Genomic DNA, 20,419 nt, shown 5'->3' with positions numbered 1-20,419 from the left:
GTTTGGTACGGAACTTAGTGCGCATCTCCCTTTGGAAGCGTATACAGATTTAAGCTCAGGCTTATTATGCTGGAGACGATTGGTAAAAGACAGGCCTCATTTTTTAAATCATCTACACCGTTTTTGTGAAATTAAAAAATATTCAACATTTGTAACGGTCTGAAAGAAGGTAATATGAATCATAGATTTAAGAACATACGTTTGGTATAATGGATACAAAATTACATAATAGATAGCGAGGAATATGAATGATTACACGTTTATCCAACCATTACGGGGATGATACCTGCTCTGCTTTCACCGCTGCCGGAGATTTCATCTTTCTTGCTCATCATTCGGGAGGACACGAGCGGGACGACATTGCCTTTCAGATGATGCAGAGCTTCGAGAATCTCAAGACTACCCTGCATGCCGCAGGAGCAAGACTTGTAGATCTTGTACAAATCAACCTGTATCTGCGGGATATCGAGCATTTCTCCGTCGCCCGTGACGTATTCCGCACTTACTTTGATAATGAGACCTTTCCGGCACGAATGACTACCACCAGCAAATTTGTGAACTCTTCTTGCCTGTGCATGATGGATGGAATTGCTTATAAACCCCGGAGTTAGGTAAGGCATTCTTGGGAACCGCACACAAGAGCATCACCTCATTTTATCTTTTTGAGAGCACCGTTCTCATCGTCAAAAATAAAAAGCGCCTGACGGAATCCGCCTGGCGCTCTCTTCGTAGCTATCTTATGCTTGTGGTGCTGCTACCACATTATTATCTAGAAATTCAAGGGATTTCAGTGCAATCTCTTGTTTAATCACTGCGAGGAAGGATTGCAGATCTGTTGTCACCGTCTCAGCCTGCCCCCGCTTGCGAAGTGAGATGGATTGTCCAGCCTGCTCGCTCTCACCCAGCACGATCATATACGGAACCTTCGCCATTTGCGCTTCACGGATTTTGTAGCCCAGCTTCTCGCTGCGATAGTCAACTTCAGTGCGAATACCTGCCTCCTCCAAAGCCTTTCTCACCTGCGAAGCATATTCATTGTACCTGTCAGAGACCGGCAGGATCTGAACCTGCACTGGTGATATCCACACCGGGAAGGCCCCGGAGAAATGCTCTATCAATATCCCGATAAAACGATCGATGGAGCCGTAGACTGCCCGGTGGATAACCACCGGCCGATGCTTCCCGTTATCCTCGCCAATGTAACTGAGGTCGAACTTCTCTGGCATCTGGAAGTCCAGCTGTATTGTTCCACACTGCCAGCTGCGCTTCAGCGCGTCGAGAATGTGAAAGTCGATCTTCGGTCCATAGAATGCCCCGTCTCCCGGGTTGATCCGATACTGGATGCCGCGCTTCTCCAGCACATTTTGCAGGGATTGCTCCGCCGCGTCCCACAGCTCCTCGGAGCCCATGTAATCCTCAGGCCGAGTAGACAATTCGATGCTGTATTGAAAACCAAAGACCTGATAAATATGGTCGATAAGCTCGATGACACCAGCGATCTCCTCCTCAATCTGGGAAGGGAGCACGAATAGATGTGCATCGTCCTGACAGAAGGAACGCACCCGCATCATGCCATTCAGCGCGCCAGAGAATTCATGGCGGTGAACCTGGCCGAACTCGGCCAGACGCATTGGCAGCTCCCGGTAGGAATGTCGGCTGTTCTTGAACATCAGCATGTGACCTGGACAATTCATTGGCTTCAATGCGAACTTCGTATCGTCTACATCTGTGAAGTACATATTGTCCTTATAATGATCCCAGTGACCTGATTGCTCCCACATCCGGACATTCATCATAAACGGTGTACGCACTTCATCATAGCCGCCCTGTCTTTGCAGCTCACGGGAGAAGTCCTCCAGCTCTGTACGAATGATCATGCCTTTGGGCAGGAAGAAGGGCATGCCCGGCGCTTCTTCCGAGAACATGAATAAGTCCAGCTCTTTGCCCAGCTTACGGTGATCCCGTTTCTTGGCTTCCTCCAACAGGTTCAGATGCTCATCCAACTGATTCTGCTTCGGAAAAGACGTGCCGTATATTCGCTGCAGCATGTGGTTATTGGAATCTCCCCGCCAGTATGCACCGGCTACATTCAGCAGCTTGAACGCCTTGATCTTGCCAGTCGACGGCAGATGCGGCCCCCGGCAGAGATCGAAGAATTCTCCCTGGTCATAGATGCTGATGACCGAATCTTCCGGTAAGTCACGAATCAATTCCAGCTTGTAGGGATCTTCCAATTCCCCGAAGATGGCTAACGCCTCTTCCCGGCTAACTACACGGCGAGTAATCGGGAGATTTTCCTGTATTATCTTCTTCATTTCTTTCTCAATAGCTTTGAGATCGTCTGTAGACAAGGATTTCTCCATGTCGATATCATAATAGAATCCGTCTTCGATAACGGGGCCAATGCCCAATTTGACGGCCTTTTGCCCATATATTCTTTTCAGTGCCTGAGCCAAGAGATGGGCTGTGCTGTGCCGGTATATCTTTAGCCCTTCCTCATTTTCCAGCGTCACAATCTCAACCCTACTATCGGCCTCTACCGCTGTACGGAGATCCACCACTTCACCATCCACTTTGCCGGCAACTGCCGATTTCCGCAAAGCGGAGCTGATGGAACCTGCAATCTGTTCTACTGTCATGCCATTCTCGTATGCCCGGACAGACCCGTCCGGAAGTGTTACTTTAACCATTTGTTACGCCTCCATCCACGAATTATTGAACGCAAAAAAACACTCATCCCAAGGGACGAGTGCGTTCAGCTCGTGGTTCCACCCTAATTTGACCCACAGGTTGCTGGGTCCTCATCAGCATCTTGTAACGGAGATGGTCCGGTGATGTATACTTCCGCAGGCACAGAGCCTTCAGGTTCCACATCACGGCTACAAAGGGGTAACTCCATCGTCAATCAGAAGAAGCTTGCAGCGGTTGCTTCTCTCTCTGTGCAGCTTGATTAATGGAATCATGTCTCTGGTCATAGCCGGGATTGTATGGCTTGGCGTTGATTATAGCTGTACGTAAAAATAAAGTCAAGGCGTTATTTAACATGATCTCCTCACGCAAATACAGGGGACAGCGTCAGCTGCCCCCTGTATTCTGCTATAAATCATCGTCATCCAGTGAAGCTTCCTTGCGGGAAGCATAAGCCTTAAACAGATAAACCAACAGCGCGCCAGCGACCAGATTTCCGGCCACCAGCCCAGGCTGCTCCCCGATTCCCCGCAGGAAGGGGAGCCATAACAATACAGCCAATGCAAGCTGAATTCGGAAGATAAACATGATCGAATTCTGCGCCTTGCTGCCCTGTGGTAAGGGGTACACAATTAACCAAAAGGACTCGCTATGCAGCCTCCGTAGTGCAGACAACTGAATGCCGAGAAGGAACAGGAAGAACAGATAAATCCCGCTACCCAGATAGCTACCGTAATTCCACCAGTTCAGGAATAAGCCAAGCACGGCGATCCGCAGAACAATTGCGAAGATGTCACCGCGGGCAAAGCTCTTGGTCAGCAGAAAACGGTAAGCCGTACTTTGGCGCCAAGGCAAGTTACTCCCCCATTTGGCGAGATAACGACGGGCATTAACCCGCTGCTCGCGCCCCGGTACATCCACGAACCAGCCAAGAATCATCAGCGCCCGAGCGCCCTGATTCTTCTCGGTGGCAATAAGTCGTTCCCAAGCCACACGGTGCCGGCCCGGAACGGCCAGCGCTGCGAGGTACGCCGCCGCCAGTAGCGCAATAAAAATCAACGCCCGGCCGGGCGGCTGCCAAAGCCAGGCTGCGATCATAAGACCGCCAACCGCCCAGCGCAGGAGGGTGAACGACCTGGATGCAGGGCGGGACAGCATGCTGAGCTCGCGCCAGCAGCCGAAGCTCGACAGCACCTTCACTCCGGCCAACAAGAGTGCTGTAGCCCAGAGCAGTTTGGGAGTCTCTTCCGTACGTATGTAAAGCGGCCATAACGTAATCAGCACAAAGGCCAGGCGCAGGAGCTTCCACACATTCCCACTGACCCACGCCGGAGCAAAGTATTCACGCATCCGATGACCCTGCGGCAGCAGGAAGACGGTATCCGGACTTTGCAGATAGGTCCGGAAGCTGCTGTGCACCGCCGCAGGCAGCAGCAGTACGAGCATGATCCAGCGAATAGGAACGCCTTCCGGAATGTTCCGGAGCAGAGAAGTATACCAGGCAGAAAAAGCGATCAGGATGAAGATGAATACCATCGCCACACCACTCTGGATAATATATCCGGCATAAGGCAGCATTTTCCCCATGGACTGACCGCGCCGCTGCCGCCGCAGCTCCTTCAGATCCATATCACTGACCTCCTTGAACCAACTCGTAGAACAGCTGCTCCAAAGACTGTCCTGGAGATCCGGCCGCCGCAGTCATTTCGTCCAACGTTCCGCTGGAGATCACCTTGCCTTGGTGCAGCACAATAAAACGATCGCAATAGTTTTCAATCGTAGACAGAATATGAGAGCTGAGCAGGATCGACGCGCCAGATTTCTTCAGATCCATCATGAAGTCCAGCAGGGAACGAATCCCTAGCGGGTCCAGACCTAGAAAAGGCTCGTCAATCACGTACAGGGCAGGACGAGCCACGAAAGCGCACATAATCATGACCTTCTGCTTCATACCCTTGGACAGATGAGAGGACAGCGTGTCCATCTTGTCCTCCATGCGGAACAGCTTCGCAAGCTGGATACTTCGAGATTCATAGTCGCTGCGATCCACACCATAGGATCGCGCTGTAAATTCCACATGCTCTCGCACTGTCATTTCTTCGTACAAGAGCGGGGATTCCGGCACAAAGGACAACGCGCCGTGATACCCCTCGGGATCGGCAGCCCGTGTCTTGTCATTGACCCGAATTTCTCCTTTATGCGGAGACATCAGCCCAAGAATATGTTTCATCGTCGTGCTTTTACCTGCCCCGTTCAGGCCGATCAGACCAACCATTTCACCGGGCTGGACTTGCAATGCAATATCATGCAGCACTGGCTTGTTCAGACTGTAACCACCGGTTAAACCCGTAATTTGTAATACGGGAGTTATACTCACTGGCCATCCCCCCTCGGAGTTTTGTTCTTGAGCCACTTCGGTGCTCCCTTATTCTTCCGGTCTTGCTCGCGGACCTTATTGCTCGCACGTTTATTGCGAACAGGTGCTGCTCCGCTGCGGTGATCCCGTCGCGGGTCCCCACCGGATGACGCAGCAGTGTTCTCTTGTACCGGACGCCGGGTTGGCTCGACAGAATTAGCCGCTTCGGCAGCTGCAGAACCGACACTGGACGTCCGTACCGTAGGCTTGCCGCTGCGGGATTCTGTTCCGCCACCTGCAGAACTATTGCGCGGTGCCGCTCCGCCGCTAAATGATCCGCCACTGCGGGCCGAATTGCGAGCTTCCTCCGCAGTAAGCACCTTCCCGGCGAACAGCTCGCGCTCTTCCAGCGCAATGTCCAGTTCCCGTGCGAATTTGCGCATAATAAAAGTCTGCTGTTCTGTCACAATGGAGACCGATAAACCACGGCGGCCCATGCGACCGGTCCGGCCAGCCCGGTGTACATAATGCTCGGAGTCAAAGGCGGGATCAAAGCTGACCACCAGTGACAAATCCTCAATGTCCAATCCCCGTGCTGCAACGTCACTGGCGACCAGCACCTTAAATTTGCCGTCACGGAACTTGGACAATACATGACTGCGTGTAACTTTATCCGCATCTCCGTAAATAGCTGCCGCCGTCAATCCCAGATGGTTCAGCTTGGCTTCTACTTCAGCAATATCATCTGTAGCATTCACGAACACAATAGCCTTCTTAGGATTGTAATGACGGATCACCCGGCGCAGCATATCGATCTTGTTCCGTTCCTCAGTTACCACGTAATGATGCTCCAGAGTTTGGGAGGTCATCACTCCTGGGGCAATGCCAACTTCTGCCGGATTCTTCATCTCCCGATTCGCCAGCGCTTTCGTCTCCGGTCCAATCGTGGCTGAGAGCATGACGAGCTGCCTTGTCCGCAGCGCACTGCTAACAATCTTCGCTACCTCTCCAGCTCCGCTCAGTTGGAACATCTGATCAGCCTCGTCAATGACGATTGTGCTAACCTCATGCATCTTCAGCTTGCGCAGTCCGATCAGTTCCCGGATTCGGCCGGGAGTACCGACTACAAGCTGCGGATGCTCACGTAGCTTGTCTATTTGCCGCTTGATCGCCGCACCTCCGATCAGACCCTGCACACGGATTCCCCGGTGCGCACCATAACGCTCAGCTTCACGCACAATCTGCATGGCCAGCTCCTGTGTAGGCGCAAGTACAAGCTTCTGCACCACTTTCTGTTCCGGGTTAATGCCCTGAAGCAGCGGCAGCAGATAAGCCAGCGTCTTACCTGTGCCAGTCTGGGAAGCCGCGATCACGTCTCTTCCTTCCAGAAGTAACGGAATCGTCTGCTCCTGTACAGGGGAAGGCTCGTTGATGCCGAATTCCGACAATCGGGCCGCTAGATCTTCCTGGATGCCGATGGCCGCAAATGAAGCTTTAGTCATAATAGTAATTCATCCTTTTCGCTTGAGATAATATCTTTATTATATGCCAAAAAGGCCTCTCCACCAAATGGAAGGCCCCATCGTCCTTTTGCCACTCGTTATTTACGGTTCATGGCGTTATAGGTCAGCTTGTCCGCCAGCCGGGGAAAAAGTCCATACAGCCGGATGCCGAAGGCTGCGAGGCCCGGTAGATCCAGCTCCTCCTTGCCCTTCTCCATCAATCGGACAATCTTGGTGGAGACATGCTCCGGCGTCATCATCATTCTCGCCACGCTCTTCTCGTAGCCCCCGGACGGGTCGGCAATCTTGAAGAAATCGGTCGCGATCGGCCCCGGATTAACCGCCGAGACAATGATTCCAGTCTTGCGCAGCTCTTGTCGCAACGCATTCGTAAAACCCAGCACAGCGTGCTTGGTTGCAGAATATGCTACCGCTTTGGAGGTTCCTATCTTGCCCGCCATGGAGGCCACATTCACAATCTGACCGGTTCCCCGAGCTAGCATATGCGGAACTACCGCCTTGGTGCAGCGGACAATCCCCATGTAATTGACATCCATCATATCGTCGAATTCCTCGGGGTCCATCTCTGTAAACGGAGCAAATTTGCCATAGCCGGCATTGTTAAGCAGAATATCGATTCTGCCATAATCGGCAAGGATTCTGGCAAACGTCTCTTCTACGGCTGCCGCATCTCTTACATCGCATGGATACAATCCAAAAACGCCCGGAATTCCGGCCGCCGTTTCTTTCAGCTTGTCTTCTGAACGCGCCAACAGAACAGGAACGGCACCCCGGCCGCTTAACATCTGCGCCGTGAGTGCGCCGATGCCGCTCGACGCCCCTGTAATGACAATAATTTTATCCTTCAACTCCATGAAATGCAGTTCAGCTCCCTGTTATGTGCACTAAGAGATCATCACCTGAATATCCAGTTCGCCGATCCCTTCCATCAACAGCGGGATGCTAAGCGCTTTGCTCGATTCAAATGACATACTATCCGATTTCATCAACTTCGGCGGTGTAATATCTACAGCGACTCCCTGGTTGGATAAAATGGTGCTGGCATTGCCGCTGATCATATTGCTGAGCTCCGAAATCGCGCTTTGGCCCATCTCGTCCATTTCTGTAATCACAAAACCACCCATCATGATCGATACCATCCGCAGTGCCACTTGCTCAGCAATCCCAAAAATAATGTTACCGCTAAGCTGTCCGGTCATTCCTACCTGTATCCATATATGATTATCGATTTGCTTAATCTCTTTGACACCCAGATTACCGGTGGACGGCGAAACCTGAATTACTTGTTCGATTACAATGCGTGCAGACTCCAAAAACGGATTGATTACTTCTGCTTTCATGAAGATGCTGTCCCCCTCGCTAGGCTTTAGTCATATACCAAAAGTCCCAGGCAATATAAATTATTATACTCCATATATCGGCACAATTCACCAAAAATTAAGGCCTGACCAACTAAAATCCCAAGATTACTCAAGGCGGATCATTGCCCTGTCGGGTGTAATCTCCTATAATTTAATCAAATACCAACAATGTGCGTAAAATACGTTAATAACAAGGAGCCACTTCGGTTGGTCCAAGGGAGGAATTCCATGAACATCAGCCAGCTTGAGACGCTTATCACCATCTCCAAAACCATGAGCTTTCGCAAGGCGGGAGAGCAGCTCAACCTGACCCAACCGGCGGTTTCGGCACAAATCAAAAGTCTAGAGGAAGAATTCAAAACCCAACTCGTTGATCGGAACCAGCCCGTCACGTTGACCGATAGGGGCCAAGTATTCTTGACCCATGCAGAACAAATTGTAAGAATTGTCGAGGAATTAAAGCAGCGGCTTGCGGATCTGGAAGAGAACCCGCAGGGGCATATCGTTCTCGGCACAACCACTTCCATCGCTATTCAAATTCTGCCGCGTATTCTGTCTTATTTTAAAAACCAGTTCCCCCATATCAAAACATCCATCTCATCGATGTCCTCCTCGCAGATTTATCATCAGGTAGAGAATGGACTTGTCGATGTAGGCATCGGCTATCTGATCGGGGGGAGTCCTGGCATGACCACGTCCACTCTGTATTATGATACCTTCGAGCTTGTCGTCTCGCCCCGTCACCCTCTGGCACAGGCCAAAACCGCAGGGATCGAGGCCTTGGGCAAAACACCGCTGATTCTGCTGTCACCCGATACCGTCGGCCGCAAGTTTGCAGATGAGGTCATGGCCAAGCACGGCATTCAGCCGCAAGTCATTATGGAACTTACCAGCAGTGAGGAAGTCAAACGAATGGTGGAGCTGGATCTCGGCGCCGCTATCATCTCCAAGCAGTCCGTCACCGCAGAGGTGCGGGCAGGGAGCCTGAAGATTGTGCCGATTATCGAGCTTGAAGTCACCCATCCGGTAGGCGTCATTACGAAGGCCGGCAAATACGTCAATTCCGCCATGAGACAATTTCTAAGCGATCTCAAGGGCATGCCAGAAACCCAGTTCATCGGTTCGGAATAACCGCCACACCACTATATTGGTCAAAGGAGAGGTCCTGCCATGAAATTCGATCTACACACACATCATTTTCGCTGCGGCCATGCCGACGGAAACATCCGCGATTATATTGAGGCTGGACTGAGCGCCGGACTGAGCGCCATAGGCATCTCCGATCACACCCCCTACTTTGGAAGCCCCTCGGAGCAAGCTTTTCCGCGTATCGCTATGGCGAAATCGGAGCTGGCGCTCTATGTCGATGAAGTCCTGTCGCTGAAAAAAGAATACGAAGGCCGGATCGACGTACTTCTGGGTATCGAGTCGGATTATTTTCCACAGCATGCGGAGCTATATCGCACGACACTCGGTCGGCATCCCTTCGACTATATTATCGGGTCAGTGCATTATGTGGCTGACGTAAGCATTTTTAATAAAGGCCGCTGGAAAGGACTAAGCCACTCTGACCAAATTGCGGCCAAAACAGAATACTACCGCCTGATTGCAGAGTCTGCCCGCAGTGGCATGTTCCAGATTCTTGGGCATATCGATGCCATGAAAGGGAACTATCCAGCTTTCTCCGAAATACCTACACCAGGACCGTTGGATGAATGCCTGCGCACCATCGGTGAATGCGGCGTAGCTATCGAGATCAATACTTCGGGTAAAACCAAGCTAAGCGGAGGCTGGTACCCGTCTGACGCCATCCTGGAGCGAGCCTTGCATTTCGGCGTCGCAGTCACCTTCGGTTCCGATGCGCACAAGCCGTCCCGTGTGGCTGATGAGCTAGACGATGTCGCCGCACGCCTCAAGGAAATCGGGTTCAAGCACTGGGTATACTTCAAGCAGCGTGAGAAGATCACCGTCGCCCTCTAGTCACAAGTACTACCGTCCCTTCCCCAGATATGAATAACGGCAAAAAAAATGGACCCGAGTGATCGGGTCCCAAAACAGTTATATATTTTCAAAAGGGGGTCATGTACTTAGTTTAACCGGACACTGTTAGAGTTGTATAACGGCATTATTTCATTTGTGTAACAAAGCCTGAAGACTTTCATTACATCGCCACCGGAAGCTACGATTGGTACGGTACGCTCCAACTGTAATCCATTTTTTAGCATCACCCGCTCCGAACCTGTATTGTCTCCCCTGCATCGACCTTCCACCACCTTCAGCCCCAGCTCCTGAAATCCGTAATTCAGCAATAGTCCCACCGCTTCAGTAGCGAAACCATGTCCCCACCACTCTGGATCAATCATGTAGCCCAAAGTCGCTTTGCCCTCCTGCCGGTTCCAGTTCTGCAAAGAGACCGTTCCTACCAGTTTGTGCTGTCCGCTCCTATAAATGCCGCCATGTAGTGCACCAGGGTCAATCGCGTACAGCATTCGGTTAATCAGCTTATCCATAAAAACAGGCTGTGACCCTCCCGGGCGCATCACAATATGCGGCTTGACCAGCGGGTGAGAGAGCAGCGTCCGCAAAGTCCGGGCATTCTCCGGCGACATTGGCCGCAGCTCTACTGCCGTCCCGTTCCGACGGGGCAGCTTCAGGGTCTCATGGGCGCTCATTTACTCTCCACACTCCTCAGTTGAAAAATATGCAGCATACTGATCAGACTTACGCATGTTGACTGACATGAGATGTGGTCATCATAGCAGAAAATGTTTGAATTTCGGGGCCAGTGCTGCCGCCAAATTTCTTTAGAAATAGCTGGGTTGGGTGATTGAATCGTGCTTGGTGATTAAATCTAAAGTGCTTCCAATTCACTCCCTACGCCTTGGCTCAAGCCTGACGCAAGGTTAATACCGTAAGCTCGGGCCTGCATAACAGCCGGAACGGCATATAAGTCTCGCCAAACCCCCGGTTCACATAAACTGGCATCCGTTTGTTCTCCGTGTAATACAATCCGGATATGTATTTCAGCGATCCATAAGGAGTGAATGGCGCACCAACCATCGGCAAGCGGATTTGCCCGCCATGACTATGTCCCGACAGCTGCAGATGAAAAGGATATTCCTCCGCCGTATCGGCGTAATCCGGTTCATGCATCAGCAGCAGCGTGAAGGTGCCCGGAGGAACGCCTTGCAGCGCTGCTGCTGGGTCCGGTTGGCCATGCAGCAAATCATCGAGTCCAGTGATAGCCATTACCGCGCCGCCGCGCTTGATCAGCATGGATTCATTGCGCAGCACATGAAATCCCGCTGATTTGAGCAGCCGGGTAACTTTGTCCGTATTCTTGTAATCATGGTTGCCTAGAATCGCATACTTGCCCAGGGGGGCCTTCAGCTCGGCCAGCACGGGTACAGATTCCGTCAAATCACCGGGATTGCTGTCCACTATATCGCCAGTAAAACAAATCAGATCCGGGTCAACCTTTCTAATATGATCAACCAGACGAGCAATGTCACTGGCATCTTTGTTAAAACCCAGGTGCGTGTCGCTAAAATGCACCACTTTCAGGCCTGCAAATGCTCCCGGCAGCCCAGCCAGGTGCAGCTCTATACGGGTCACTTCCAGCCAGCGCGGCTCCGCCAGCCAGGAGTAACCACCGGTCAGCAGCCCTACGCCTAAAGCGGCTGCCGCGCCGCGAGCCAGGAACTGGCGGCGGGTAATTTTGGGCCGCTGGTGCTGTGTATCGTGCTTGTCTATACATTCAAGGGGAGGAACCCCGGATGAGCCTGTGTTCATAGGGTATTCTCCTTTCGGGTTATTTACCTTCGGATTTGCACCTTATTGCTCTGGACCAGCGAGTACCAGATGTACTACCTCTTCCGGTGCCTCCTTATATGCAGAAGCAATTCCCTTTGCCTTGATTACTGACTTCTGGACACGACGCTGCTTGAAAGATACTTCTAGCTGCCGGCTAAATGGAAACGGGTTCAAAATCAAAGTCGCCTCATCCTTCCAATTCGCCGTAATCCGCTGCCCGGAGGTAAAGACAAAATCCTCACTGCCCGTAAACCCTTCACGCCACCACGGATGCTCCTCTGCCTTCGTACTACCAGGCTTATTGAGCGCCAGGTACAACGAGAGATCGTCACAGAACTGCAGCAGACGGGAATCATAATGCAGTTCACTTTCTCCGATTGGAGCAGTTGCTTCCAGTTCACGGCGGATGCGGTCCCGGCGCGCTTTCTCCTGCTCCTGATACAAGGTTAGCTCAGGATAATCCTCGCCGGATATATCAATCAGCCGATCGAAATGCAGGCTGCATATCAGCGCTCCATAAGGCGTGTCAGCTTCAATCTCGTTCAGCCCGCGCCGGTAGAAGGTTAGCTTCGGCACTAGAGGGAAATCGATGAAAGTATACGGTGCATCCGCCGCATCGTTCCAAAAAGGCGTCTCATCAAGATCAATCCAGCCCCGATCATGCTCGGACACCGCTCGCAGTACTTCTTCGCGTCGGTTCTCCCCAAGGCCGCGCTCTTCTCTGAACCATTCCGCAAGAACACCCGACAACTCTCCGTGCTCATGCTGCTTCACCATCACAAATGCTCCGTCCTGCTCCCGACAAATCACTTCTATTCCTCCCCAACTTTTCCTGCTCTCTGGCTTACCATAAACTATGATGATTATATCATAGTTGGATATGATGATATAAATCCAGCAGGAAAGCGCTATTATGATAGACTTATGGATATTTACGCTAAAAAGTGCGGACTTAAACCCTTACGCTAAAAAAAACAAACAGCCACCCCGCAGCAGATGCTGGGATGGCTGTTTATACTGCTAAGCAGGGTTCCTGTTAGACACCCAGCCAGCGTTTGAACATATGCTTCGTAGTCTGCTTGTTAATCTCGGCAATCGAAGTTGTCAGTGGAATGCCCTTCGGACAAGCCGCCACACAGTTCTGCGAGTTACCGCAACCGTCGATCCCGCCATCTTCCATCAGCGCTTCCAGGCGCTCTTCCGCATTCATCTCGCCCGTTGGATGGGCATTGAACAGCCGGACCTGAGAGATTGCTGCCGGACCGATAAAATCGGTCTTGGCATTGACATTCGGGCAAGCCTCCAGGCAGACACCACAGGTCATGCACTTGGACAATTCGTACGCCCATTGCCGTTTCTTTTCAGGCATACGCGGCCCTGGACCCAAATCGTAAGTACCGTCAATAGGAATCCAGGCTTTTACCCGCTTGAGGGCGTTAAACATCCGGCTGCGGTCAATAACAAGGTCGCGTACCACAGGGAATGTCTTCATCGGCTCGATCCGGACAGGCTGTTCCAGATTATCGATCAGGGCAGCACAGGCTTGGCGAGGCTTGCCGTTGATGACCATGGAGCAGGCACCACACACTTCCTCCAAACAGTTGGAGTCCCAGCATACCGGAACCGTACTATCGCCCTTGGCATTGACCGGATTACGTTGAATTTCCATCAGGGCGCTGATCACGTTCATCCCTGGACGGTAAGGAAGATCAAATTCCTCTGTATACGACGAGCTTTGCGGATCATCCTGGCGGGTGATAACAAACTTTACGTTTTTGGGAGCTTGGGCTGTTTCCGCCATCATCGTTACCTCCTAAAAGTGTTATGAAGTATACGTTTCTTGAATCTCATTTTGCCAACAGGACTATTTATTTACCGTCCATGAGCCTGCTGATCTGACAATTGCAGCTACTGGTTGGTTAACGTTCGTCAGTTAGCGTTCGTCAGTTAGCCATTGTCTGTTACGTTCTTCGGTTAACGATCCAACCTGCTAAGTAATGCTACCTCGAAATACTATCGCGAAATCAGTAATTGCTTCTTGTTCCCTCTGTTAACGGACGCCAGAGGCGTTATTTCCTAACAACCCATCGTTCCAGAAAGTAACGGACTCCAGAAACGTTATGAGCAGAAATCCTGTGTAAAGTTCACGATTTGGGAGGAAATAGCGTCCCCTCAGTCCGTTACATGTTCCAGAAGCGGCTTAAGGTGCAAATAACGACGATAGGGTCCGTTAGCCCACCGTTAGCCTCATGCATGAGTGTCAACTTTCTGAAGCAGTGGCTTTGCCAAGCACTCCTCGACTACACAATTACCACCACGCCGCGTTCACCGACCGCTTGCTGACACTGAGCATCCTGCTACCGGACAATTACCGCTCCGTCGCAGTCCTCCAGCCTTTAGTTGGTCGCGTTAAGCTCCCGCTTACTTGTCCTTCGAGTAGTCCCGAATCCGCGGCGGGATCAGCGAGACATCTACGGCTTCGTAGGAAATCTGCGGGCCTTCCGCAGTCCACTCCGCTTTGGTTGTCTTCAGGAACTCCTCATCGTTGCGGTCCGGGAACTCTGGCTTGTAGTGCGCTCCGCGGCTCTCGTTGCGAAGCAATGCACCCAGCGTCATCGCCTCGGACAGCTCCAGCATGTTCCACAGCTGGCGAGTGAACGCGACACCCTGGTTGTTCCAGCGTGACGTATCGTTCATGTTGATGTTCCGGTAGCGTTCCTTGAGCTCCTTGATTTTGCCGATCGTTGCTTCCAGCTTGGTGTTGTGGCGCACCACCGTCATGTTAGCGGTCATCCATTCGCCTAGTTCCTTGTGGATGACATAGGCATTCTCTTTGCCCGACATCCCCAAAAGGGACTCATATTTATCGGTCTGCTTCTTGTGGAAGCCATCGAACACGGTAGAGGAGATATCCTGCACCGATTTCTTCAAGCCTTTAATATATTCAACCGCCTTCGGTCCGGCGACCATCCCGCCGTAAATGGCGGATACTAGCGAGTTAGCTCCGAGGCGGTTCGCGCCATGGTACTGGTACTCACATTCCCCTGCCGCGAAGAGGCCCGGAATATTCGTCATCTGGTTGTAATCGACCCACATGCCACCCATGGAATAGTGGACTGCCGGGAAGATTTTCATAGGAATCTTGCGTGGATCATCACCCATGAACTTCTCGTAGATTTCGATAATCCCGCCGAGCTTGACGTCCAATTCCTTCGGATCTTTATGAGAGAGATCGAGATACACCATGTTCTCCCCATTGATGCCGAGTCCCTGATCGACACAGACATTAAAAATCTCACGGGTCGCGATGTCACGCGGCACCAGGTTACCGTACGCTGGATATTTTTCTTCGAGGAAATACCACGGCTTGCCGTCCTTGTAGGTCCAGATCCGTCCGCCTTCCCCGCGCGCCGATTCCGACATCAGCCGCAGCTTGTCATCGCCCGGAATGGCTGTAGGGTGAATCTGTATGAACTCTCCGTTCGCGTAATGCACACCCTGTTGGTATACGGCACTAGCCGCGGTTCCCGTGTTAATAACAGAGTTGGTCGTTTTGCCGAAAATGATGCCGGGACCGCCGCTGGCCAGAATTACGGCATCGGCCGGGAAGGTCTCGATTTCCATCGTCTTCAGATTCTGAGCGCTGATCCCGCGGCAGACGCCGTCGTTATCAATAATGGCCGAGAGGAATTCCCAATTCTCGCTCTTGGTGACCAGACCCTCCGCCTCCCAGCGGCGAACCTGCTCGTCAAGTGCGTACAGCAGTTGCTGTCCTGTTGTCGCTCCGGCAAAAGCCGTCCGGTGGCGCTTCGTGCCGCCGAACCGGCGGAAATCGAGCAAGCCTTCCGGCGTACGGTTGAACATAACGCCCATCCGGTCCATCAAGTGAATAATGCCGGGCGCCGCTTCGCACATCGCCTTGACTGGCGGCTGGTTCGCCAAGAAGTCTCCGCCGTAGACCGTATCGTCAAAATGCTCCCAAGGCGAGTCTCCCTCGCCCTTCGTGTTCACGGCACCATTAATGCCGCCTTGGGCACAGACAGAGTGTGATCTTTTGACAGGGACAAGCGAGAATAGATGAACATGCGCTCCGGATTCAGCTGCCTTGATGGTCGCCATCAAGCCGGCCAGACCACCGCCCACGATAATGATGTCTGCTGTTGCCATGATAAGTTCACTCCTAACTGTTTTGTCAGCATATGCCGCATCGATCAGCTTCGTACAACACCGATTTCAAAAGCATACGCTTACCGAAAATATGAATAATCTACTTTTAATTTAGATGAAGGTCTTCAATGATTGCAGAGCAGCCGCAGCCGTCTGGAACTCACTGTCACGGAAAGTGACCAGCGATACCAGGAACATAACCGTTACGATCACGAACAGCCCCAGGCAGATCACGGAAGATACGCGCTGCGAGCGCGGCCCGACGGTAATACCCCAGCTGATCAGGAACGACCACAGCCCGTTGGCAAAGTGGAAGGACGACGCCACGATTGCGATGATGTAGAATGTAAGCAGCAGCGGCTGGGTCACAATATTGTGCATCAATCCGCCAAGCTCCTCATGCTTCACATTGCCGAGTGTCACCTGGAAGCGGGTCTCGAACACATGCCAGACGATAAAGATAAACGTGATAACCCCTGTGACCCGCTGCAAGGTATATCGCCAGTTGCGTTCCAGCTTAAAACGGTTCAGGTTCGGCTTCGACTGGTAAGCGATGTACAGACCGTATACCCCGTGATACAGCAACGGAAGCCATATACCGAACAATTCCAGGAAGAAGACTAGCGGCAGGCTGTTCAGCCACAGCACACTGTCTGTGAAACCGGAAGCGCCACCCTCAACTGCGGAGAAATTCGTCAGCATGTGCTCAAGGAAAAAGCCCCCGAGCGGGATAACGCCGAGCAAGGAATGAATCTTTCTGGAATAAAATCCTCTCATACTGGTGTGTCCCCTTTCCAATTAAAACAGCGTTTTCATTAATGAGCATTTACCGCCGGGACTACTTCTTGAAACAGCTGCATGATTACATGAAAAAAGGATATTTCCCGATTTGCAAGCCGCTATCCCTTGTGTTCCCGGACTTTGATTATTTATTCACAAACTGTGAATATCTTGTGTCACTTTTCATGTTACTCTTTTTTGTCTTATAAGGGAATTGCAATATAATTATTAATCGTTATACAATTAGTGCATAAGAATGTCTTTTATGTGATAATGATTATCATTTACAATGTACTTTTTCCTTTTAGTTCCTGAAAATACTGGCTATCTATGATTCAACCTTTTATCGTTCTATGCTTTTTATCACTTCTTATACCGGCAGAATAAGGCACAATCCTGACAGAGTCATACCTTGTATTATTACGGGAGGAAGACACTATGTTTGACGATCTGGATATATTCGCGGCAGTGGTGGAGCATTCCAGCCTGAACCGGGCCTCACGCCAGCTTAACCTGTCACAGCCTGCCCTTTCCCGCAAAATCTCCAAGCTGGAGGAAAGGCTGGGGGTGCCTTTGTTCAGCCGTTATGGCAAGCGCCTGGAGCTTACTGAGGTTGGCCGGCTGGCTTACACCTATGCACTGGAACAGCGGCAGCAGCGTTCCAAATTTATGGAGGCGCTATCAAAGTTCAAAGAAGGCGAACCTCAGCTTGTTACGCTAGGGGCCAGTCTGACGACACTGCAGACCACACTGCCACCGCTGGTCAACACCTACATGGAGAAGTATCCCGCTGCTGAGCTGAAGCTGATCACCGGCAAAACGCATGAGATTGTCTCCTCGGTCAGCGAGGGCAAGTGTGATGTAGGAATTATCGCTTCCTCCATTCAGGAGCCGGGGCTGCGCTGCATTCCACTCTTCGAGGATCAGCTCCGCCTGGTGGTCTCCAGTCAGCATCCCCTCACGCTGCTGCCCAAGCTGAGCATGGACCATCTCTCACGTCTGCCGATGATCCTGTTCTCCAAGGGAACCTGGTATCGCCGCCTGACCGACGATCTGTTCCAGCGCTGCGGCATTGATCCCGATGTGCGCATGGAGATCGATTCCTTCGAGGCTATCGTCCGGCTGCTGCCGACGGCCAAAACCGCGGCGCTCCTGCCCAAATCATATCTGCGTCCCGAGCTGCTGAATGGCAGCGGGCTCGTCTCGCTGCATATCAAGGAGCTGGAGCAGACCCAGCGGACCACCTGTCTGATCTACCGGGATGGCGGTGGGCTCAGTGGTGCTGCCCGGTCACTGGTGCAAGTGACGAAAGAAGTGTTCCTGCCAAAGCTGGCCGATTAAGAAGAGACCTTAAAAAACCCGCCTGCGGCTTGTCCGCAGGCGGGTTTTATCATAACAATCATTACAGGTTAACAGCTTCTTCCTCGAATTGGTCAATGCCCTCATTGGAACCGATGACGACCATAATGTCACCTTCATGCAAGGAATCCAGCGCAGTCGGAGCGACGATAATCCCGCTCTCCCTGTTGATGGCAATGATGCTGCACCCGTATTTGGCGCGGGTATTGAGCTGGGACAGACTCTTGCCGTCCATACAGGATGGCACATTCATCTCGACAATTTTATAATCCTTGGATATTTCGATATAATCCAGCAGATTGGGCGTCACCAACTGGTGGGCCACCCGAACTCCCATATCCCGCTCCGGGAAAATCACCCGGTCCACGCCCAGTTTGCTCAAGGCACGTCCATGAAGAATAGATATGGCCTTGGCGACCACCTGCTTAACGCCAAGCTCCTTCAACAGAATGGCAGTCAGAATACTGCGCTCCATATTATCGCCAATAGCTACAATCCCGCAGTCGAAATTCCTAACACCCAGTGAACGCAAAATCCCCTCGTCCGTGGCATCCGCCATCACCGCATGGGTGAGCTTGTCGCTCATTTCCTCCACCCGTTCTTCCAGATGGTCCACTCCGAGCACCTCATAGCCCATATCCATCAGCTCAAGCGCCAGACTTGAACCGAAACGTCCCAGCCCAATTACTACAAATTGCTGTGGTTTCATCTCCCGTTAACTCCTTATCCAATAATCATTTTGCCTTCCGGATATTGATACAATGGTTTACCTTGTTTTGGGCCGAGTGCATAGGCCAGCGTCAATAGTCCCAGCCTGCCGGCGAACATGGTGAGGCAGATGAGAATTTTGCCAACCAGCGACAGCTCCGGAGTCAACCCCATGCTCAGCCCCACGGTCGCGAAAGCCGATGTCGTCTCGAACAGAATCTCCAGAAAGTCCCGTTCCTCGGTCGTCGAGAGCACCATGGATACAGAGACAATCAGCAGCAGAGCGAGCAAAGTAATGGTCAGTGCTTTGAACACCCGCTCCTGCGCCAGCCGGTAACGGAAGAATACAATATCCTCACGCCCGCGCAGCATGGAGATTACAGCGCCGATCATGATCGTGAAGGTCGTTGTTTTGATCCCGCCCCCAGTAGAACCGGGAGAAGCACCGATGAACATCAGAATTACGATGAAAAATTGCGAAGCCTGGCGCAACCCGGAAATATCCAGCGTATTCGCCCCGGCCGTACGCGGTGTGACCGACTGGAAGAATGCAGCCAGTATTTTACCGCCAATATTCAAGGAGCCCATGCTCCGGGGATTCGTAAATTCAAACACAAAAATGACGAGCGTCCCTGCCAGTATCAGCGCTGCAGTTGTAGACAGTACCACCTTGCTATGCAGCGACAGCCTGCGCTTGCGCCGATAATCAATAAGATCAGCGAGTACGATAAACCCAAGGCCACCGGTGACAATCAGGAACATCACAATCAGATTCACTACAGGATCATTGACATAGCCCATCAGGCTGCGGTAATGCCCGAACAGGTCAAAACCTGCATTGTTGAACATGGAAATAGAATGGAATAGTCCAAAATAAATCGCCTTGCCGAGCGGCATATCAAACGCCCAGCGTATCGACAGCAGCAGCGCTGCGCTCCCCTCGATCATGAGTGAATAGATCAGCACCCGGCGGATGAGCCGTACGATCCCTTCCATTGAGCTCTGATTCATGGCCTCCTGCAGGATGAGCCGATCGCGCAGCGAGATTTTCCGCTTTAAGACCAAAGCAAAGAGTGTTGCCATCGTCATGAAGCCCAGGCCACCAACCTGAATCAGGATCATAATAACGGTCTGTCCGAAAAGGGAGAAATACGTGCCAGTGTCCACAACTGCTAGACCCGTAACACAGGTAGCGGAAGTTGCTGTAAACAGCGCATCTATAAAGTTCAATGAATGTCCACTCCGGCTGGCAGCCGGAAGCATCAGCAGCAGTGTGCCAATCAGGATAATCGCTGCAAAACCGAGCACCAGCGTCTGGGGTGGAGAAAGCTTAAAAATGGTGAAACGGTTCAACTTAGGGAATGGCGGGGCCAAATCCTCACCTCTCACTATATAAATTGACGGTGTATTCCGTTAGATGCCAAACAAAAAAAGCACTGGAACACCAATGCCTCTCCCCTTGGTCCCTGCAGTGTTCTGAAGCCTACGAGGTTAGCTGACGGATTCGGGCGACTGCAGACTGCCCTATTCGTTCCCGGAACGAAATTCACCCCTGAAGATTGGCAGGCAAACCTACGTCTGCTTGCGCCTTTCTCTTCTTATGGTTCCCCCGTTTTCAATTGAAATTCGGCTTATATCTAATTGCATTCAAATTATATACGTTC

General features: G+C 51.8%; 19 protein-coding genes and 1 riboswitch. Of the genes, 4 read left to right on the top strand and 15 right to left on the bottom strand.

The window, feature by feature from the left end; translation table 11 throughout:
• Window positions 1–248 precede the first annotated feature (248 nt).
• Window positions 249–611, top strand: a complete 363-nt coding sequence (locus AC3Y23_RS15245; protein WP_379200301.1) for a RidA family protein — start codon at window positions 249–251, stop codon at window positions 609–611.
• A 126-nt stretch (window positions 612–737) separates the two neighbouring features.
• On the opposite strand, the gene thrS is transcribed toward AC3Y23_RS15245, so the two are convergent.
• The 7 genes from thrS to AC3Y23_RS15210 form a co-directional block, all read right to left on the bottom strand.
• A complete protein-coding gene (gene thrS / locus AC3Y23_RS15240; RefSeq protein ID WP_379200299.1) occupies window positions 738–2,690 on the bottom strand; it encodes a threonine--tRNA ligase in 1,953 nt (650 codons plus the stop codon).
• A 211-nt stretch (window positions 2,691–2,901) separates the two neighbouring features.
• Entirely contained in the window at window positions 2,902–3,045 is a 144-nt protein-coding gene (locus tag AC3Y23_RS15235; RefSeq protein ID WP_379200296.1) for a hypothetical protein, read from the bottom strand.
• A 51-nt stretch (window positions 3,046–3,096) separates the two neighbouring features.
• Complete coding sequence (locus AC3Y23_RS15230; protein WP_379200294.1) at window positions 3,097–4,317, bottom strand: ABC transporter permease; 1,221 nt, start codon at window positions 4,315–4,317, stop codon at window positions 3,097–3,099.
• A gap of 1 nt (window position 4,318) precedes the next feature.
• Window positions 4,319–5,065, bottom strand: coding sequence for an ABC transporter ATP-binding protein (locus AC3Y23_RS15225; RefSeq protein ID WP_379200292.1), 747 nt, complete (start codon window positions 5,063–5,065; stop codon window positions 4,319–4,321).
• Window positions 5,062–6,546 (bottom strand): DEAD/DEAH box helicase, encoded by a 1,485-nt coding sequence (locus AC3Y23_RS15220; RefSeq protein WP_379200290.1) that lies wholly within the window; start codon window positions 6,544–6,546, stop codon window positions 5,062–5,064. Before AC3Y23_RS15220 ends, AC3Y23_RS15225 begins: the two co-directional genes overlap by 4 nt.
• A 98-nt stretch (window positions 6,547–6,644) precedes the next feature.
• A complete protein-coding gene (locus AC3Y23_RS15215; RefSeq protein ID WP_379200288.1) occupies window positions 6,645–7,421 on the bottom strand; it encodes an SDR family NAD(P)-dependent oxidoreductase in 777 nt (258 codons plus the stop codon).
• 30 nt (window positions 7,422–7,451) lie between these two features.
• A complete protein-coding gene (locus AC3Y23_RS15210; RefSeq protein WP_379200286.1) occupies window positions 7,452–7,907 on the bottom strand; it encodes a chemotaxis protein CheX in 456 nt (151 codons plus the stop codon).
• A 249-nt stretch (window positions 7,908–8,156) separates the two neighbouring features.
• Between AC3Y23_RS15210 and AC3Y23_RS15205 the strand changes: the two genes are divergently transcribed.
• The gene (locus AC3Y23_RS15205) at window positions 8,157–9,059 is read left to right on the top strand and encodes a LysR substrate-binding domain-containing protein (protein ID WP_379200284.1); all 903 of its coding nucleotides are present in this window, start codon (window positions 8,157–8,159) and stop codon (window positions 9,057–9,059) included.
• Window positions 9,060–9,098: 39 nt separating this feature from the next.
• A complete protein-coding gene (locus tag AC3Y23_RS15200; RefSeq protein WP_379200282.1) occupies window positions 9,099–9,908 on the top strand; it encodes a histidinol-phosphatase in 810 nt (269 codons plus the stop codon).
• A gap of 107 nt (window positions 9,909–10,015) precedes the next feature.
• On the opposite strand, the gene AC3Y23_RS15195 is transcribed toward AC3Y23_RS15200, so the two are convergent.
• The 6 genes from AC3Y23_RS15195 to AC3Y23_RS15170 all read right to left on the bottom strand — a co-directional run bounded on the left by AC3Y23_RS15195 (window position 10,016) and on the right by AC3Y23_RS15170 (window position 16,685).
• Window positions 10,016–10,600, bottom strand: coding sequence for a GNAT family N-acetyltransferase (locus tag AC3Y23_RS15195; protein ID WP_379200280.1), 585 nt, complete (start codon window positions 10,598–10,600; stop codon window positions 10,016–10,018).
• Window positions 10,601–10,814: 214 nt separating this feature from the next.
• Complete coding sequence (locus AC3Y23_RS15190; RefSeq protein ID WP_379200278.1) at window positions 10,815–11,720, bottom strand: metallophosphoesterase; 906 nt, start codon at window positions 11,718–11,720, stop codon at window positions 10,815–10,817.
• 42 nt (window positions 11,721–11,762) lie between these two features.
• Window positions 11,763–12,551: a DUF3891 family protein gene (locus AC3Y23_RS15185; RefSeq protein WP_379200276.1), complete on the bottom strand. Its 789-nt coding sequence runs from the start codon at window positions 12,549–12,551 to the stop codon at window positions 11,763–11,765.
• 226 nt (window positions 12,552–12,777) lie between these two features.
• Window positions 12,778–13,542, bottom strand: coding sequence for a succinate dehydrogenase iron-sulfur subunit (gene sdhB, locus AC3Y23_RS15180; RefSeq protein WP_379200605.1), 765 nt, complete (start codon window positions 13,540–13,542; stop codon window positions 12,778–12,780).
• A 620-nt stretch (window positions 13,543–14,162) separates the two neighbouring features.
• The gene (gene sdhA / locus AC3Y23_RS15175; RefSeq protein ID WP_379200274.1) at window positions 14,163–15,908 is read right to left on the bottom strand and encodes a succinate dehydrogenase flavoprotein subunit; all 1,746 of its coding nucleotides are present in this window, start codon (window positions 15,906–15,908) and stop codon (window positions 14,163–14,165) included.
• Between the two features lie 111 nt (window positions 15,909–16,019).
• Complete coding sequence (locus AC3Y23_RS15170; protein ID WP_379200272.1) at window positions 16,020–16,685, bottom strand: succinate dehydrogenase cytochrome b558 subunit; 666 nt, start codon at window positions 16,683–16,685, stop codon at window positions 16,020–16,022.
• Between the two features lie 441 nt (window positions 16,686–17,126).
• Here AC3Y23_RS15170 and AC3Y23_RS15165 point away from each other — a divergent pair, with 441 nt between their 5' ends.
• Complete coding sequence (locus AC3Y23_RS15165) at window positions 17,127–18,029, top strand: LysR family transcriptional regulator (RefSeq protein WP_379200270.1); 903 nt, start codon at window positions 17,127–17,129, stop codon at window positions 18,027–18,029.
• Between the two features lie 61 nt (window positions 18,030–18,090).
• Here AC3Y23_RS15165 and AC3Y23_RS15160 read toward each other — a convergent pair whose 3' ends face one another.
• The gene (locus AC3Y23_RS15160; RefSeq protein ID WP_379200268.1) at window positions 18,091–18,756 is read right to left on the bottom strand and encodes a potassium channel family protein; all 666 of its coding nucleotides are present in this window, start codon (window positions 18,754–18,756) and stop codon (window positions 18,091–18,093) included.
• Between the two features lie 14 nt (window positions 18,757–18,770).
• Entirely contained in the window at window positions 18,771–20,108 is a 1,338-nt protein-coding gene (locus AC3Y23_RS15155) for a TrkH family potassium uptake protein (protein WP_379200266.1), read from the bottom strand.
• Window positions 20,109–20,219: 111 nt separating this feature from the next.
• Window positions 20,220–20,397, bottom strand: a riboswitch (cyclic di-AMP (ydaO/yuaA leader).
• Window positions 20,398–20,419: the final 22 nt, after the last annotated feature.

The organism is Paenibacillus sp. MAHUQ-45 (genome assembly GCF_058133325.1).
This window is presented reverse-complemented; position numbering and strand designations above follow the sequence as displayed.

Excerpts from the sequence above, each read along its gene's own strand:
- AC3Y23_RS15200 (WP_379200282.1), top strand. The coding sequence starts at position 9,099 with ATGAAATTCGATCTACACACACATCATTTTCGCTGCGGCCATGCCGAC.
- AC3Y23_RS15160 (WP_379200268.1), bottom strand. The coding sequence starts at position 18,756 with ATGAAACCACAGCAATTTGTAGTAATTGGGCTGGGACGTTTCGGTTCA.
- AC3Y23_RS15235 (WP_379200296.1), bottom strand. The coding sequence starts at position 3,045 with ATGTTAAATAACGCCTTGACTTTATTTTTACGTACAGCTATAATCAAC.
- AC3Y23_RS15230 (WP_379200294.1), bottom strand. The coding sequence starts at position 4,317 with ATGGATCTGAAGGAGCTGCGGCGGCAGCGGCGCGGTCAGTCCATGGGG.
- AC3Y23_RS15205 (WP_379200284.1), top strand. The coding sequence starts at position 8,157 with ATGAACATCAGCCAGCTTGAGACGCTTATCACCATCTCCAAAACCATG.
- thrS (WP_379200299.1), bottom strand. The coding sequence starts at position 2,690 with ATGGTTAAAGTAACACTTCCGGACGGGTCTGTCCGGGCATACGAGAAT.
- sdhB (WP_379200605.1), bottom strand. The coding sequence starts at position 13,542 with ATGGCGGAAACAGCCCAAGCTCCCAAAAACGTAAAGTTTGTTATCACC.
- sdhA (WP_379200274.1), bottom strand. The coding sequence starts at position 15,908 with ATGGCAACAGCAGACATCATTATCGTGGGCGGTGGTCTGGCCGGCTTG.
- AC3Y23_RS15245 (WP_379200301.1), top strand. The coding sequence starts at position 249 with ATGATTACACGTTTATCCAACCATTACGGGGATGATACCTGCTCTGCT.
- AC3Y23_RS15170 (WP_379200272.1), bottom strand. The coding sequence starts at position 16,685 with ATGAGAGGATTTTATTCCAGAAAGATTCATTCCTTGCTCGGCGTTATC.
- AC3Y23_RS15190 (WP_379200278.1), bottom strand. The coding sequence starts at position 11,720 with ATGAACACAGGCTCATCCGGGGTTCCTCCCCTTGAATGTATAGACAAG.
- AC3Y23_RS15165 (WP_379200270.1), top strand. The coding sequence starts at position 17,127 with ATGTTTGACGATCTGGATATATTCGCGGCAGTGGTGGAGCATTCCAGC.
- AC3Y23_RS15210 (WP_379200286.1), bottom strand. The coding sequence starts at position 7,907 with ATGAAAGCAGAAGTAATCAATCCGTTTTTGGAGTCTGCACGCATTGTA.
- AC3Y23_RS15195 (WP_379200280.1), bottom strand. The coding sequence starts at position 10,600 with ATGAGCGCCCATGAGACCCTGAAGCTGCCCCGTCGGAACGGGACGGCA.
- AC3Y23_RS15215 (WP_379200288.1), bottom strand. The coding sequence starts at position 7,421 with ATGGAGTTGAAGGATAAAATTATTGTCATTACAGGGGCGTCGAGCGGC.
- AC3Y23_RS15220 (WP_379200290.1), bottom strand. The coding sequence starts at position 6,546 with ATGACTAAAGCTTCATTTGCGGCCATCGGCATCCAGGAAGATCTAGCG.